9 protein-coding genes are annotated in these 18,098 nt (G+C 43.8%); all 9 read right to left on the bottom strand.

Annotation, left to right across the window (positions count from 1 at the left end):
• Window positions 1–7: 7 nt before the first annotated feature.
• Window positions 8–538, bottom strand: coding sequence for an RNA polymerase sigma factor (locus tag D7D25_RS00300; protein WP_076932259.1), 531 nt, complete (start codon window positions 536–538; stop codon window positions 8–10).
• Between the two features lie 273 nt (window positions 539–811).
• Complete coding sequence (locus D7D25_RS00295; RefSeq protein ID WP_122967329.1) at window positions 812–3,895, bottom strand: DUF6298 domain-containing protein; 3,084 nt, start codon at window positions 3,893–3,895, stop codon at window positions 812–814.
• A gap of 74 nt (window positions 3,896–3,969) precedes the next feature.
• Window positions 3,970–8,352, bottom strand: a complete 4,383-nt coding sequence (locus D7D25_RS00290) for a hybrid sensor histidine kinase/response regulator transcription factor (protein WP_122966991.1) — start codon at window positions 8,350–8,352, stop codon at window positions 3,970–3,972.
• Between the two features lie 52 nt (window positions 8,353–8,404).
• Window positions 8,405–9,328, bottom strand: coding sequence for an amidohydrolase family protein (locus tag D7D25_RS00285; RefSeq protein ID WP_122966990.1), 924 nt, complete (start codon window positions 9,326–9,328; stop codon window positions 8,405–8,407).
• 5 nt (window positions 9,329–9,333) lie between these two features.
• The gene (locus tag D7D25_RS00280) at window positions 9,334–10,347 is read right to left on the bottom strand and encodes a zinc-binding alcohol dehydrogenase family protein (RefSeq protein ID WP_122966989.1); all 1,014 of its coding nucleotides are present in this window, start codon (window positions 10,345–10,347) and stop codon (window positions 9,334–9,336) included.
• A gap of 111 nt (window positions 10,348–10,458) precedes the next feature.
• Window positions 10,459–11,391, bottom strand: a complete 933-nt coding sequence (locus D7D25_RS00275; RefSeq protein WP_122967328.1) for an aldo/keto reductase — start codon at window positions 11,389–11,391, stop codon at window positions 10,459–10,461.
• A 91-nt stretch (window positions 11,392–11,482) separates the two neighbouring features.
• Window positions 11,483–14,104, bottom strand: coding sequence for a glycoside hydrolase family 2 protein (locus D7D25_RS00270; protein ID WP_076931316.1), 2,622 nt, complete (start codon window positions 14,102–14,104; stop codon window positions 11,483–11,485).
• Between the two features lie 88 nt (window positions 14,105–14,192).
• Window positions 14,193–16,412 (bottom strand): DUF5703 domain-containing protein, encoded by a 2,220-nt coding sequence (locus D7D25_RS00265; RefSeq protein WP_221407937.1) that lies wholly within the window; start codon window positions 16,410–16,412, stop codon window positions 14,193–14,195.
• A gap of 80 nt (window positions 16,413–16,492) precedes the next feature.
• On the bottom strand, window positions 16,493–17,920 hold the full coding sequence (locus D7D25_RS00260; protein WP_083711168.1) for a sialate O-acetylesterase: 1,428 nt from the start codon (window positions 17,918–17,920) through the stop codon (window positions 16,493–16,495).
• Between the last annotated feature and the right edge of the window lie 178 nt (window positions 17,921–18,098).

Below are 18,098 nucleotides of genomic sequence, written 5' to 3'. Positions count from 1 at the left end.
CTCCGGGTCAATTCGCTATTACCCGTAATCTTGTAAGCCCTCTATGAATTAAATTTCGCAATGATTGATAATTGATATCCATAATTACGCAGATATCCTCATATTTTCTTTCTTCCAGATAGTAGAGAGTGATTGCTTCCTTTTGTCGCACGGAAAGCTGATTTAACAGGGTGGTAACTTTTTTATTAAAAAATCTCTCTTTTTCGTTTATAATATAATCAGCCTCTACGTTCTCAGCGGCGACAGGATGATACTCTTCTACCTGTTTTTCGGCAAGCAGGGTCTTCTTCTTTAATTCATCAAATATCTTATTTTTTAACGAAACAAACAGATACGATTTGAAATTAAATACTTCATCCAATTCATAGCGTTTATTATATATTTTGATGAACACATCATGGATACAATCTTTCAACATTTCATGATCACTGGTCAATTTACATCCATAATTGAAAAGAGAATCGGCATAGACATCATACAAATAAGTAAAGGTATCCACATCTTTCAGATTAAGAAATTCCATCGGATTTCCTTCCATTATTTTTTCTGCGGTATTCGGAATTTGAGTAATCATAGTAAAATACGTTTTATCTTTTATTTATTTTTGACAAACGTACAGCATATTTATCCCGACAATTGGTGTTTTCTGGTATTATACTGGAAAAAATTGACAAACATGTCCTATAACACATTTTCCGCAGAAAAAAGAATCTCCAAGAGAGTGTTTTCTTAAGGCTAACACCTTAAAACGATTCTAAATCAAATAATTACACAATTCGATCTATTTACAACACAAGAGATTATTAATACCTTAATTACCAATCCGCTTAAACCAATATACCTGCTCTTTATCGTGAGAGGGGTTGAAAGTGTATGTTTCTTTTACAACTATTTCACTGTCTACAATGGCTACATTACCCGTTTTTGTGTCAACATTTTTTAACTGGTATACCCCGGAAGAAAGCTGCACAGGGGTATTTTCCAGGTTATTTCGAGAATAAATGATTGCTCCTATACCGGATTTTTCAAGTTTATAATAGTCAGGGGTCACCTTGGCATCCATCAACAAAGCATCTTTAAAAAATGATGCATCCTGTATTACCGGCAGTTGCGACAAGGAACCGCCGGCCATAAAAATGGCCCATGCCATTTCCGGGTATTTCCGGGAATAATAGGTAACTGCTTTCTGCGGATATTTTTCACGATACTCTTTCACGGCTTTATAGACATCCTCAAAAGTAATTTTACCGACTTTCATCTGTCTCGCAAACTGGCGCGGCGCCATATTTTTGCCCCCTTCCGGTGCATACAGATCCCCGTTATCTTTGTAATGCCAATACCTGATATCAATAATATCAACAACTTCCGATCTGACAGGGTCGTTCAATATTGCATCCTGCACATCTTTGGTCGTACTCAGGGCCACTATGGCATTTTTTTCCGTTTCCTGTTCCCAGGCGGCAATTTCGTCTATCCAAAACTGTACAAAATGGAGCGGACCGGTAAATTCCGCGCTTATCAACTGTATTACATTGGTATTGTCTGCGAAAGAATTAAGGCACTGACGGATGTATTCCCTATGCAACTCCTTTCTCACAGGATTATCGGTATCATAGAACATATCGGCAATAAATATTCGCTTATCTCCGGCGAACGGTACAGGTTCGGGAAATCCGGTAGAATTTATATTGTTCGCTGTCCGCCAGGGAGAATCCACCCAATGCGCGCCCGCTTCGAGTATATTATGCTGAAAATAATTTTCGTGGAATAACAGGATCCCTTTATCCGAAGCTTTGTCGGCAAACTCTTTAAGCCTCGACCAGTACCATTCATTCGGTTTCGATAAATCATATCTGGACAATCCGTCCCAGGCAGTTCCTGTTCCGCTTCTGGCGAAAGGTTGTTCGTAAAATGGTCCCCAGACGTCACCATCTTTCCTTCTTACCCGCTGATGATCGTCCCGTCTCCGATCATACCATAATCCGTAATTATGATCCAGAACCACCAGGTTATTCCCGGCCATAAAAGCTATCACAGAATCAATTCTGTCGGTCAATCCCCAGCCTTCTCTTCCCGGTACAAACCGGGTTATATGCGGTTTTGAATTTTGGATATTACCGGTCCTCAATTTTCCGCTCCACCAAGGCACATCCTGTTTTCCACCGGTCAACAGACGCTTATCCATACTGATCTTGCCATCTACAATTTCAATGGAACGTATAAACTGCTTGTTCTCAGAATTATCCGATTCATCCAACTCACTAACGGATAAAAGAGTACTGCTTCCGGCAGTATCCATACAGAGATTATCTTCAATCCACTTTTGCAAGGTCAGTCTGGGATTATATGCTTCCTGTGCCATTTCCATCGCCTGTTCGACCGTTGGACTACTTGTAGCGCTTGTATTTATCGGTAAGATTCTCGCTCTCTCATCGATATTTACATTCAATCGTTCTGATAATTGAGCGTAAAATATACTTCTCGGCCGCAAATGATTATTCGATCCGTACCATTCCCCATCACCCGAAAATTGGGCCCAACACCCGTATGCCCTGTTTTTATTCTCCGGATCGGGGGAATAACACTCTATTTCCGCTGCTGTAGACTGCCAAAACAGGCTATTGGCCGTACCCCACCCTGCTCCGTTTTTATGCTGTCCGAGATTCTTAAATACCAGGTTATTTCCGTCGATATCGACAATATCGAATAGCAGACCACATGCCCAACTATCAATTGCACCACTATATCCTTTTGAATCTTTTGTCGCGCATTGTACGAATGCATTGGGCCCGGGTGCACAGTACCCGGCGGCAAAGTCATGAATACCCTCTTCGGAATAGCAACGCTGAAAAAGATTCAACTGACCCATGGTCAGGAATGTGTTTCTCCTCATCCCCCCTATTTCAGAAACAGGTTGCAAAGAGATACAGTCTTCCACGGTTATCCGTGAACCGGAGGGTTGAAGTATGACGGCGCTTCCTGCGAAATGCTTAAAAACGATCTTTCTTACCCAGCAATCCCGGGCATTTTCTATCGATATAGCCGTCCAGCAATGGTCTTCATCCTTTGGATAATTTTTATCGTATTCCGATTCAAGTTGTATATTTTCTATCCCGCTATTCGTTATCCGCCCCGGCCATTGATAAGTATATATTTCAGACACTGCCTCTTTGGAGTCAAGTGTCATACTGAGCGGAGCATCTATTTCAATGGCACCATCATTTACTTCCCTAATATTTCGATCCCACATTATGTCTATATCGCCCGCCTTCCATCCCAAAGCGGTGATACCACCACCAAAATGATCGCATCCAAGTTTGGAAATCCATTCTGTGGACGAGGGCCGGAATACCATTATCCCATCCCCTTTGTTTAGACCTGAAACCGTTTGCAGAGCTATCACACGGGAATTTACCGGAATATACTCCGAAGAAATGGTAAATGTATCTGTGTATTGTATGTTATTTGTACCCTCAATCCGGACAAAAGCATTACGGTCAATCCCAGCTTTTCGCAGCACAGTTTCGTTTTTCCCGGTTCCTCTCAGCACAACTCCCGATTGGGTAATCGTTAACGGTTCGTTAAGAGTAAAAACACCTCTATCCAGCAAAACAGTCCCTCTGAATCCATCGTCATTTAGCGGGAGACTCTCTACATACTTTATGGCCCGTTGGATTATTTGGGAGGCATCTCCGATTTGATGCGCCACAAAAACCGTATTGTCTATATAAGGAATATCTTCATTTGAATTTTTATACCCGCAATAAGAAAAATCCAGCACCCTATTCCCCAAATGGTCTTCGTTGTATATAATTTTACCTTCTTCTACGGCTAACGAGTAGTTTTGAGCAAAAAGCAGCGGTATTGTAAAGAAGAATGCTGCATAAAATACCATTATCCGAAAATTGAATTTTCGCAATACCATATACGATTATTTTATTTATAGACGAACAGGAGCCTATTTTGTAATCAAACTTTACTATACCTGTATTCATTCAGGTAATCACGGGGAGAAAGATTGTATTTTTTCTTGAAACATTTTCCGAAATAACCGGGATCTTTGAATCCGACAGTAAAAGCGATCTCAGATACCGACAGGTCTGTTCCCTTAATCAACTCAACGGCTTTCCTTAGTCTGGTCTCTTTTACAAGATCCACAGGAGCCAGTCCCGTAATACTTTTCAGTTTCTTGAAAAAGGCGGATCGACTTATATTCAGACTGGAGGCAATAGTATCGATATTGAAATCGCTATTCTCCAAATTATCTTCAATTATCCGGTTAATATCTTTCAGAAACTCCACGTCTTTTTTGATCAGGTATTCCCCATAGCTGTTGCTCGACGGCAATGCATTCTCGTCCATATTCCATAACTTTTCCCTGAAAATTTTCCGATCATTCAATAGTTGATCGATACGGGCAAGCAAATATTTTTTACTGAACGGTTTGGTAATATATGCATTTGCACCTGAATGCATGGATTTGATTTGGGTTTCATCGTCGTCTTTCGCAGTAAGAATAATTACGGGAATATGACTTATTTGAAAATCATTCCTGATATGTCCCAACAATTCCAATCCACTGACATTGGGCATCATTTGATCCGTGATAACGATATCGGGATAATGAAGGTGAACCTTCTTCAATCCTTCTTCTCCGTCATACGCAACGTGTACATTGAATGAGTCTTCCAGCTGAAGCTTCAGAAAATCACACAACGATTTGTTATCTTCCACAATAAGGATATTGGGCAAATCGGATCTGTCATCCATATATTCATGTACGACTGCCGAAACCGGAAATCCATTGGTGTGTAAAGCGGAATCTGTTTCAATAATATCACTCATATAAAACTCCACTTCTGATTCTTTGAAATGCTCTTTTCCCAACGGCAACACTACAGTAAATGCAGACCCCTCATTCTGAGCACTTTCAACTTCTATACGACCATGATGCAGTGTGATGAGCTCTTTCGACAACGCTAATCCGATCCCTGTGCCCTGATAATAAGAGCTGTTTTGGGTAAAACGTTCGAATATTTCATCCAGTTTGTTTTTCGGAATACCAATACCATTATCCTCAATACGTACAAAACAGGTGTTGTTCTGTTCATCACAACCACCTGTAATCAAAACACTTCCACCGGAAGGAGTAAACTTAAACGCATTGGAAATAATATTGCGTATCACTGTCTCCAGTTTCTCCTTGTCTACCCATACCACAATATTATCACCCAATAAGTGATAATCATAGCTGATGTTTGTTTCCATGGAGAGCAGGGAAAATTCATTGTAAAACGATTCAATAAGTGTATTCAAACGAACTGGAGAAATATGCAGCCGCATTTTTTTATTTTGAATTTTACGGAAATCCAGGATTTGATTGACCAATCCCAACATATGATTGGTGTTTTTCTCCATAAGAGTTATATACTTAGCCCCCTTCTCTGAAAGGTTCTCGTTCTCTTTCAATTCCTGGATGGGCCCTTTGATCAAAGTGAGCGGAGTGCGCAGTTCATGCGATACGTTGGTGAAGAATTTTATTTTAAGTTCAGAGACTTTCTGTTCGATATAGACATCGTTCTTCATTTTAATCATCAGCGCTATAAATCTGAGCAAGAAATATAAAAAGAAGAGCAAAAGAATGATATAAATAACATATGCCCATGTTGATTTCCACCAGGGCGGAAGTATCCTTATCTGGAGCGTTCTTTCCGAGAATAGTGAAGGATTCGTTTCATCAACAGTATGTACTCTGAACAAATATCTTCCGGGCGGTACATTTGTATACGAGGCGATCCTGTTTTTGTCGGTAATATGCCATTCTTTCTCATATCCATCCAGAATATATTTATAACACACATGATTTTGAATATGATAGTTAAGCGCGGCAAATTCAATGGAGAACATGGATTGGTTATGCTTCAACTCCACTTCATCCAAATATTTAATCGATATGCTATCGGTACTCCACTCATCATAATTCCTATTTGAGACCTTCATGTCTATGATATAAGTGGGATAAGTCACGTGATAGTCACTTATATCTTCCGGCTTAAATTGCAGGATACCTTCTCTGCTCCCAAACCATATGGTACCGTCAACCAGTTTAAGAGCGCTTGTTTCTTCCATCGAAAAGTCGGCTAATCCGTCATATTTACCATAGTTACGAAAAGTTTTGGTGTGGGGATCAAAGCGGGAAATTCCTTTTTCCGTTGAAAGCCATAAATTGTTGTGGTCATCTTCCACTATCGACAAAATGACGTCGCTGTTAATTCCGTCTTTAATACCAAAAGATTCAAACAGAGGTTTCTTTTTCTCTTCGTCATACTTCACTAACCTATTTAATCCCACACCAAAGACACTTAGCCATAAGGTACCGTTTTTGTCTTTATACAGATTATAAATATCATTACTTATATTCAAATCATTTCTGTACGTTTCGAATGCAATATTTTTAGACAAGGTGAAATTTCCATCGAAGGACATCAATCCGTCACTTGTACCTACCCATATTCTACCGTTTTTGCCTTCTGTAATTGCCCGTACTTCCATATACTGCCCATATTCCGGATAGTTGGAAAAAGAATTGTATTTATGTTTAAACAAAATAAAACCCTGCTCCTCCTGCATCAGGTTTAAACCACCGCCAAAAGTGGCGACCCATATTCGCCCCTTACCGTCCTGATATGTATAATAGACATCATTACTACTGATAGAATTGGCAATATCCGCATCGTGCAGGTATCTTTTAAATTGATATCCGAGGGGATTCTTTTCATCCCGTATAGCACTTACAAGCCCTTTTCCCTTTGTTGAGAACCACAGCGTACCTTGCCGGTCTTCCATAATGTGATACACATTCCCGATATTATAATTGGAAGAGGAAAAAGTATGCTTCAGCACACCATCACTACTAAAACAGAAAACTTCCGATAACCGGTTTCCTATCCATATATCGCCGTTTTTGGTCCGAAAGAGCGTTTTCACCGGCATTATATCTCTTTCTGAAACAAAATAAGCTATGTTAGAAGCAGAAAACGGATTGAACAGATTGAACTGTTTTTCCGGAAAACTTATTTTGAAAACTCCATTCTCATAAGAAGTAAGCCATAAAATACCGTTGTCATCAAATAACAGGTTGGAGGTCTTATTGCTTATATCGTCACCCTGATCAGAAATACCGTTCAATGGGGCACACTTCATGCTTTTTCTGTCAATCTGATAAACAGTTCCCGATGTTGCAAGGAAAAACATGCCCAGTTCCTGTCCATCCTGCCAGTTCAGTGTTTCGTTTATTTGTTGCTGTCCGTGAAATTCAAAAATGCTTGTACTCTCATTTCCGGGATCAAATGCGATGACACTATTGCTGTCCGTCACAAACCACATCATTCCACTATCGTCACGGAATGAGTCGACAATGTTTAATTTCGTAGGGATAAGCATTTTCGATTCATTGGTTTTCGGGTTCAGCCTGTATATCCCTTTATCTTTTACTGCTGCATACAGTACGGAGTCAACACCCGGAATTATATTCCGGATCTCTCCTACACCTGACAACGTCTTGTTTATATCAATATCTCCATCCGATAGGTATACGCAAATAATCTCTCCCGTCCTGTTCCCCAACCATAGTCTATCATCCTGCTCAAAAGCACATGTATAATAATAGCCGTCAGATAATGGGGAAAGTTTTTCCGAAATATACTTCACCGTTTTTTTTCGTAGTTCATCCCCCTTTTTACAGGATAAGATCGAAAAATCCATTCCTATCCAATTAATATAGTCGGCACTTTCATAGAGAATGTTCTTTTTTAGTTTCGAATCTCCGGTTCTGTTATCCGATTTATACTGCAACAATATGTCAACAAAAATATCTTCGGAAGGTATAGCCAACAGCAGATCCTTGTCTTTGGTCAGCAAAAGGAAGTCCCCTTCTTCTGTTTCTGTCATCTTAATGATTTGTGTATTCACCGAGAACTCACTGGACAAGCGATTGAATATGGCATGGAATCGTTCCTTTTTCTTATCAAAGATATATAATTTATGATCGGTTGTTTTCAGCCACAGATTCCCGTATTTATCTTCAATGATATGCTGGATTTTGCGTGGCGGCACATCTGCCTGAAATTTATGGCTGCTGTTATAGGTTTTGAATTCTTTTCCATCGAAACTGCACAAACCATACCAGGTACCGATCCATAAAAACCCATCGGGGGATTTTAATATACAATTCACTGTTTCATGAGCCAATCCTTTTTCCGTAGAGTATTGCTCTATGATGATAGTATTATCGGTCCATGCAAAGAAAGCATAAAACAGACATAAAGAAAGAGATATAAATTTGAGTTTCATACTATTAAATTCCTTTCTCTTGCCGGTATGGTATATGCAACTTCAGTACGGTTTATTCCGACATATTTTTGATATACGGTAAATCGACAAGATTATCAAATCCATAAAATTGTTCGGCATTGGTCCGAAGGAATTGCCTCTTTTCTTCTTCGGTAAGCAAGTCCGATTTCAGTACAAAATCATACGACATACGATATGTAATAGCCGTGATGGTGCGGGGATAATCAGACCCCCACATCAATTTTTCCATCCCCACCCACGAAGCAGCTTCTTTAATTGCCCGGACAGCTCCTTTGAAAGGATAGAACTCGTCATTGAACAACCAGGTAATGCCACCCGATTCTATCATTACATTCTTGTGTCCGGCCAATTTAATTTGCCCGGTCCACTGAGGACGGGTAACCATTCCGAAATGGCCTATGGCAATCTTTAATCCGGGATATTCAGTGATTACTTCTTCCATCTCGGCAACCTGGGTTGCCCCATCCGCCAGGTCAATCGACAGCAAGATACAATTTTTTTCCATCAATTCAAAAACCTGCATCATCTCATTGCATGTAAGATAGATTCTTTTGTCAGGCAATAAAAACCGGTTAGCAGGCAGTTTAATGGCCCTGAATCCCTGTCGGATCAATTGTACGGCATGCTGTAAATACCCCTCCTTACGGACATCGACCATACCACAACAGAGAAACCTGTCAGGATATTTCTGTTGTACCTCCCAAAGATAATCATTTTGTAGTCCGTCGATATATTCCTGGGTAATCACCGCTGCCGACACCTGCGCATAATCCATATTCGACAAAAAGATTTCTGCCGTATTTCGCCCGTCGGTAATGAACGGTGGTACCATCTGGCGAATTTCACCCATAAAGAGCGATTTTCCGTTCTTCAATGTTTCTATCTTTTGTCCGTCCACCTCGGTATTTTGCTTGAGCCACAGATGGGCATGGGCATCAATGATCGTATAATCCATACCGGTTAAAATTCAATAAATATTCTAAATACTTTTCCCGTATTCTCCGCCCAGTATTCCAACGCTTCCTGTCCCTTTTCAGGTGGATAGATTGCGGTGACAAAGGTATCGGGTAGCTCGTTCCGCTTTACATATTCCATCACAGCCCGGAAATCTTCCGGCAGCGCATTGCGCGATCCTCTGATATCCAGCTCTTTTGAAACAAAATATTTTGTTTCAAAAGCAACTTCCGATTTGGCATAACCGATAAATACCACCCTTCCGGTGAAGGCAACTTCGTCCACTGCCATGCGGTATGTTGCCGGTGTTCCTACCGCTTCAATGACTACATCCGGCCCCATATTTCGCGTAATTTCCATCAAACGGGAATAAATGTCTTCCGTTGTCGAATTAATTTGGTAATGGGCTCCCAATTTTTTTGCCAGTTGCAGTTTCTCATCATCCAGATCGACCACGATCACACGGGCTCCACGCAGTACGGAGCGGATGACCGCCCCTATACCGATCATCCCGCAACCGATCACCATCACCATATCGAGATCTGTCACTTCGGCCCTTGAGACCGCATGAAATCCGACGCTCAGGGGTTCGATCAATGCGAGATCCCGGCTCGAAATAGCATCATCCGCGATCACCTTCTGCCAGGGAACAACAATATATTCACTCATCGCCCCGTCGCGTTGCACACCTAACGTCTGATTAAACTGGCAAGCGTTGACGCGTCCGTTGCGACACGACGGACATTTTCCGCAACTGGTATAGGGATTCACCGTACAGGGCATCCCCTCCCTGATTGTATCGGGTACACCTGCGGTAGTCTTTTCCACCACGGCACTGATCTCATGGCCGGGAATGACCGGCATCTTCACCATCGGGTTCCTGCCCAGGAAGGTGTTCAGATCGGATCCGCAGAAACCGACATGCTTTATTTTCAACAATACTTCACCATGCTGAGGTACCGGTTTCTCTTTCTCAACCAATGCGACCTGTTTACTATCTAAAATACTGAGAGATTTCATATTTATTTTTCACATTATCATTACTCGCCCCGGCTCGTCGGGATCATTCAATCGACTTACATACTCGTTTCATACGATTATTTTAGTCATGCCGGTTCCATCTCATATTGTTCAACTGTTCAACCACGTATCACGGAAACGGGGTTTCAGAATTCTTCTTATATCTTCCAGCAATTCCTCATCCAATGGCTCGTTCGTCCATTCTATATTGTTGATCACAGAGGATGCCCGTGTAGTGCTGAATAAGGTAGTAGCGATCCGCGGATTGGAAACCGAATACTGCACAGCCAGTTTTTCAATACTTTTCCCTTTGCTCCTGCAAAAATCAGCCGCTTTCTTACACAGGATTTTTAGCGGTTCCGGTGCAGGGTGCCAGTCGGGCGCTCCTCTTTCGGTAAGCAATCCCATTGAGAAGGGGGATGCATTGATCACGCCGATACCGTGTTGTTCAAAGAAATCCATGTAGTCGACCAACGAATCATCATTCAGGGTGAAATGGCAAAACGACAGCACTGTCTCTACGGTACCAGGCGGAACATGCTCAATCACATAGACAAAATGGCGCAGTGTCAGGTTGGTGATCCCGACATGTTTTACAATCCCTTTGTCTCGCAACTCAACCAAAGCAGGAAGCGTCTCATTACATACAAGATCCAGATCGGCAAACTCAATATCATGAACATTGATCAAATCAATATAATCCACATTCAGCCTTTCCATGCTTTCGTAGACGCTTTCCACAGCTCTTCCTGCCGAGTAATCCCAATAGTTATTACCGTCTTTACCGTATCGTCCCACCTTTGTAGAAAGATAATAGCTGTTTCTGGTAATATTTTTCAATGCCTTCCCCAGGATGATCTCTGCTCTCAGGTGTCCGTAATAGGGTGATACATCAATAAAATTGATCCCTTTTTCCACAGCAGTATGGACTGCTTCAATCCCTTCGTTTTCCTTCAGGGAATGAAAAACGCCTCCCAGTGAGGATGCACCGAAGCTTAAAGGAAAGACCTTCATTCCTGTTTTTCCAAGTTCTCTTTGTTCCATATCTTCCAATAGGCATAATATTGATTACGGAATAAGATAACAGACAACCAGACATCTAATATATCTTATTCGATATAAACTATAATAACAATTACTTTTTCTGATGCTTCTCACCAAAATCTGTCTGCTGCCGCTCCACTTCGTCCAACGCTTTTCTGATCTGCTCTTCACTCATCGGTTCTTCTACCGGTCGTTTTACATCGAAAAATCCGGGTCCTCCGGAATAGTCATCGTCCTCTTCCAGGTAATTCATTTCCCTCACAGGAGCGACACTCTCTATCTCAATTTCAGCGGGCGTGGGAGCATGTGCCCCTTCAAATAACACGCGTGCCTTGACGGTTATTTTACCAGGAGTTTTGGTCGACCGGATCAATACGGGCGCCGACCCGAACTCTACAGCCCGGGGGTTGGCGCCGATATGCGCGTCTCCGATAATGGTTCCCTCTCCCTCTACGGAAAAGAGGATATTCTCTTTGGCCAGCCTCTTCACATTGCCGTTGTCATCGGTCACTTCAGCCACTACCGTCACAAAATCGGAGCCGTCCGCAACCAGCGATGTTCCTTCATGATCGACATACAGCCTGAGTTTCGTGGAACGTCTCGACGGCATCTTTGTAGTAGTAGCTACCACTTTTCCATCGATAATCCCTTCTGCCACGAAACGGATCTTTTGCCAGTTTTTCTGTACGTAGGTATATTCTCTCATCTCCCAAAAGTCAAAAACATCCTTGAATACCACGGGAACATACGGAATTCCATTCACCCCGTTTTCCACTTTCTGTACGATCGTATCCGTTTCATAGACAATCAGGCGTACCGAATCGCAGTTACTGAATACCACCACGTCACTGCCGGAGAAAGGTGTGATCTCGTGGGCGATAAACACCATGGGCCCTGTCTCGGCTACCGGATGCGATATTTCCGGATCAACCTGACTTTTAAACAGCTGAAAGGCGTATTTCGGTTGACGGAAAGCATCGAAAATACCGCCGAAATAGGGATCGGGATGATAACCGCGCTGATGATCGAACGGATGCCAGTGCGCTCCACCGATAAACTGCCCTGTAGTGTTGAACATATCCCCATAGGATTGGGCCAGTGATAACGCCTGCACCAATTGAGGATGCTCACCCCAGCTTCTGGATGCCCTGTTATTGTTATTATGGGCATACCAGTCATCCACATTTTCGCCGAATTCACGGGTAAAGATACTCTGTTTTACCTTACCTTCATCGGTCGGCCAGCCATACACCAAATCATAATGATCCGCAATCCCTTCGGAATGAAGGTCACCCGCCGCTACCGGAGCACCCGGGTAAGGGTATTCCTCCTTCGTGATCTTCAATGCCTCTAACGAAAAATCAAGAGGGAAGCGGGTTTCGTTTAAGATCGGTTCCCAGACGAGCACCGAGGGGTGGTTCCTGTCACGGCGGATCATTTGCCGGTTGTTTTCCTGTGCCAAACGTCCGAATTCCGAATCTTTGTTCCAATACTGCCAGCCGGGAGTGGCTACGATCACAAAAAGCCCCAGTTCATCACAGGCATCCATAAAGGCGGGATCCTGCGGATAATGGGCCGCACGGATGATTTCGCATCCGGCATCACGCAGCTTTTTCGCGTCACGCCATTGTTGTGAGTTGGGTACTGCATTACCTACGTATGCAAAATCCTGATGGCGGTTCGCTCCGATGAGCTGACCGTAGGGTTTCCCGTTCAGATAGAACCCGTCTTTTCCCCGGAATTCCGCTTTCCTTATTCCGATACGTGTGGTACCACCGTCCAGCGGTGTATTCCCGTCCAACACCCTCGAATTGATCCGGTAGAGGTACGGACTACGGGGCGACCAAAGGTCCGGATTTTCCACGGTCATCTTTTGTTTCACGGCTTTGCTCTCTCCGGGGCCAAGCCGTACCTGCTTCCTGTCCGATCGCAACACATTGCCTTCGCTATCACAAAGTTCGGTCAACAGCACCACACTTCTGCTTCTGGTATCCCTGTTCCGGATATCGGTATCCACAAAAATATCGGCGCTTTTTTCACTGATATTGTCGTAGTGAACGAATACCCCTCCGCCTGCCACTTTGTTGGCCTCTACCGCATCGGTAATGGCGACTTTTGCTTTTGCCATCATCCACACATCCCGGTAAATTCCTCCGTGATAGGCGAAATCGAGCGTGTATTGCGGCTTTCCCGGTGGATACCCCTTGTCGTCGCTATTATCGGCAAATACCGCCACTAGGCAGGTATCCCCTGCCTGCACACCGGCATCGGTCAACGAAACCGTAAAGGGAAGGTATCCCCCGATATGTTCTTTTACTTTTCTGCCGTTGATATATACGATCGATTTCCCCATAACGGCTTCAAAATAAAGGGATACATCTCTGTTCGTTAGTGACTGGTCGACCACAAAATGTTTCCTGTACCAGGCAGGTCCCTGGTAATTGCGGTTGCCGCTCGCTTCAGCCGGCATCAGTTCAACGGTATGGGGAATAGAAACCACCCTCCATGAGGAGTCGTCCAACCGGGGAGATTCCCCGTTATCCACATCTCCCTTATGATATCGCCATCCGGGATTAAAATTATAGATGATCCGTCCGCTCTTTTCCAGGTCAAAAAAACCGGCTACGGATGTCTCCGGGTTATTGGCCAATATACCGGGTTGAATACCGAAGAAAAGGATCGCTATACATAGCAATGTCTGATTTTTTCTCATTACTTATCGTTTATTATTTATCATTTGTAGGATAACAGCAACTAAACAGGAGACATCCCAAATTTACATACGAAACTTCAGTCATTTATCATCTATCACCTATCATGTTTATTACGTCTTTCAACCTGTGGGAAGGCGAGACATTCAGCTTTCCCAGTTTTCCGTTCACAAGCTCAGCCTCAACAATTGTATTGCCGCTCAGATGCAGTTTAAAGTGGACGTTCCACTCTTTGGGCCATGCAGGGAACAGGTAGATTTTGTCGTCCACCGTCTGCACAAGCATTTCCTGTAATCCTATCATACCGCTCCCGCCCCAATTATGGTCGGGTGTCCAATCGAATCCGGGTCCCCAGAATGCGGGAAAACGAAAAGGGCCATCGGCCATCTTCAGCAATGTCAACCGCTTCGCTTCATCAGTGAGTCCCAGGCAAGCCGCAAAAATATTATCCTGCTTCCAGCCGACATGACTCCTGAACTTCAGCATATCGGGATCGTACAGGTAGGTATTGATCGCCAAATGGATATCTTTTTTCCCGATACCATACAGGCGCCAGGGAAAAACCGGGTACAACTGGGGGGACTCCACATTATTTACCCGCTCCCACAATCTTGCCGGGGCAATCAGTTCCCTGCCGTCCATTACACGGGTAGTGATAGGCGGAATACGGGATAACATACCCTCCCACTTTTCTTTGTCCACAGGGTGGTTGTCTAACGCCACCAGCCTCTCCAGCACAACCGTCAATGCCGCGACAGTGGGGGTCGCATTATATGCCATTTTATAGGTTTCACACGCCGTGCCGGGATATAAAACCAGATGACCGTTTTCATCCAACGATTTGGCACCTCTTCTCTTCGCAAGACGGGTATAATGTTCATCGAAAAAGGTGAGACAACTCTCTATAAACGGAATATACCGGGTGATGTCGCTGTTATTGTACGCGTTGGTCTCCAATATCATCAGGCAAAATTCCAGGACCGTATCCCATTGATACTCCAACCAGGCGTTGTACTCGATACCCTTGTCGAAATAGTCGGGCCTTTTCCATCCGTATTCACTTGGGTTGGGCAAACCGAAATTCTCCATCTGTTCGGTAAAACAGGCACCGTCATGTCCCCAGTAGCTCTGCGATCGGATTTCGGCATTTCTCAGGATACGCAGGTAAAAATCAAATTGCGCACCCATCATATCAAAATCCCCGCTTTTCAGCATTGGAAAATATACCAGGCGTTGGTTCTGCGCGGTGAAGGTGCCGCCGCCCCATTTCCTGTAATCGGGCGTAAAAGCCTGTGTTGAATCGACGAACACGGGATCGAATGTAAACAGCCCGCCATTGAATTTGGTCGGATAAGCACCATAGGCATTGCATCCCAGCATATAACGGAAGAGTTGATAGTTCCGTCCTGTTTTCCATGCTTCCGATCCTTTCCTGTCCTTATCTATAATGATATAACTCCTTTCCCAGTAATCCTGCCACCATTTCTGTGCAGTTTGTTTTGCCGACAGCACATCCGCCTGACGGGAAATCCGATCCAATGCTTTTTTCCAGTCGTCGATACCCTCTTCCTGCGCAGTATGCAAAGCCACACAGATACGATGTCCGGAAGCCGGTTTTTTACTTTTAAGCGACCAGAATTGATAGTCTGTATCCATATACGTTCCATACCCCGTGTGACTGTATTTCAGATTATCGCCCCATAATTTTCCGCCCGAGATCAGGTTTTCCAGCGGATTGAAAAATCTGTTTTTCACCGAGTCCAGTCCCTGCTGAGAAACAGTTACATCGAAAATGGTCGGTGAACTGTTCCTGTGATAAAAGCAGACGGCTTCTTTTTCGACTTCTATGATGTCACTCTTTGTGAATAACTTTTCAGGCAGCGCCCATTTATAGGAATTCTGGTTCCCCTCTCCTTTTCTCACCAAACGGTCCTTATATCGCCAGTTTTCGTAAAACACTTCGGTTTCAACCTTCTCTTTACTGTTTACTTCTACATGAATAATGGGATTATGTACATCCACCCATACCTCTATTGCCGTAGTGCCGCCCCTTATTATCACTTTACCGTCAGACAGATTGAGCGTTTGACTGAAATCGTTATCCCGGAAAGGATTGGGTGTCAACCTGAGACGAACGCGCCCGGATTTTAACAGGGTATTGTTCTCGTCGAACGAACCACTGCGCGAAATATAGAACAGGACATCATCCTTCTCCACCCACACATTCAGGCCGATATCCCCGCCCCCGCACGGCATCGACTCATGGGAGCCGGCGCTTTGTGAGGTCCATACAGGGTTATATATATCCATCCTGTTACCCGGTGGTTGCGAATAACAAAAAACAGGAATGCAAACAACTAAAAATCCTATAATTAATTGTCGGTTCATCATCACCAGTTATCTGTTCTGAAAGAAGATACGGGTAATCCCTCGGTCCCGAAGAGATCCCCTTCCACATAATTCTCAAACGCATAGCGTACGGCCACAGGCTCCTTCACCATATCCGCTTTCACATACACTTTACTTCGGCTTATCCATGCTTCGGCTTTGTGGAATTGCCTGTCGCTTCCCGCTATTGTAAAATGATTCAATTCACCGTTCAATGCGGTGATCCACATATCGGTCCTGTCGAAACTCAGGATGACCGTATCTCCCCGGATCTCCATTTCTTTGTAAACGGGCGAGTCTGCCGTAATTCCTTCGATCTTATAGGTTTTTGCCAGAGCCTGTAATGCCAGCCGCTCTCCGGGAACCTGCTTTTTTGCGGGATGGATCCCCTTTTCCGATCCGGCATCCAGCAAAACCACCATTCCCGAATTTTCAATCGCTCTCTCCGCATTCAACTGCGCTTCCCTCAAATAAGCCGAATTAATCACCTCTTCCCCTTCCGGTGTGACCAATGCATAGTCGTACGGGGCTATCTGGCAATAATAAAACGGAAAAGGGCCTTGATCCCATTTTGATCTCCACCCGTCCACCATGGTTTTAAACAGGTCGGTATAGTTGTGATAACGGTCATAATTGGATTCTCCCTGATACCAGATCACTCCCCGGATTGAAAAACCAACCAGCGGAGAGATCATCGCATTGTAAAGCGTCGTGGGCGTCCTGTTTTTCTCCCTGATATCGCTCTCCTTTTCCGGCAGACGGACTTCCGGGAATGACTGTAACATATCTGTTCCCATCCAGCCCTCAATCCATGATCCGCCCCAACTCGCACAAACCAGTCCTACGGGAACATCGAGTATCTCCTGCAGCAACCGTCCGAAATAGTAGCCGGTAGCGCTGAATTCTTTTACAGAAGCAGGGGTTGCCGGTGCCCATTCGCCTGTCACATCTTCCTGGATAGCAAGGGTTGAATTTCTTTTTACCGTAAACAGCCTGATCCGGGGATTGGCCGATTTCAGGATATCCATATTGGCATTCTCTACCGGCTGGTTCTTAAACCCTTTCATCGGCATCTCCATATTCGACTGGCCGGAACAGAGCCACACTTCACCGATCAGGATATCCTGCAGGGTAATGGAATTGTTTTCTTCTTTAAAAGTGATGGAATAGGGTCCGCCCGCCCCAGGTGTTTCAACCCTCAGCTTCCAGTACCCTCTGTTATCAGATTCGGTCACATATTCTTTATTGTTCCAGGAAGTGACTACAGTGACCCGGTTGCCGGCGGACGTCTTTCCCCATAAAGGGGCATTGGTCTGCTGCTGCAGTACCATGCCGTCGGAAATAAAGGCCGGAAAAATAATATCGGCCTTTACTGTTGATCCTGCAAGAAACAGCAAACAAAAGAATATTGCTTTTAGAATTTTATCCATCCCATTCATTTTATTTGTTACTCAGCTTTCGTATGTATCTTTGGAGAGTATATATGCAACTAAAACGGAGACCTTTAGATATTTTGTGGGGACCCATAACTCGTGAAGAGCGTAAAAAGAGTAATTGTTTGAGCGAAGCGAGTTTTTACTCTTTTAGCGAATGAGAGTTATAATGGGT

Source organism: Proteiniphilum sp. X52, from assembly GCF_003712195.1.
Classification (GTDB): Bacteria; Bacteroidota; Bacteroidia; order Bacteroidales; family Dysgonomonadaceae; genus Proteiniphilum.
Note: the sequence above shows the minus strand (reverse complement) of the source record. Positions and strands in the feature narration are given on the sequence as shown.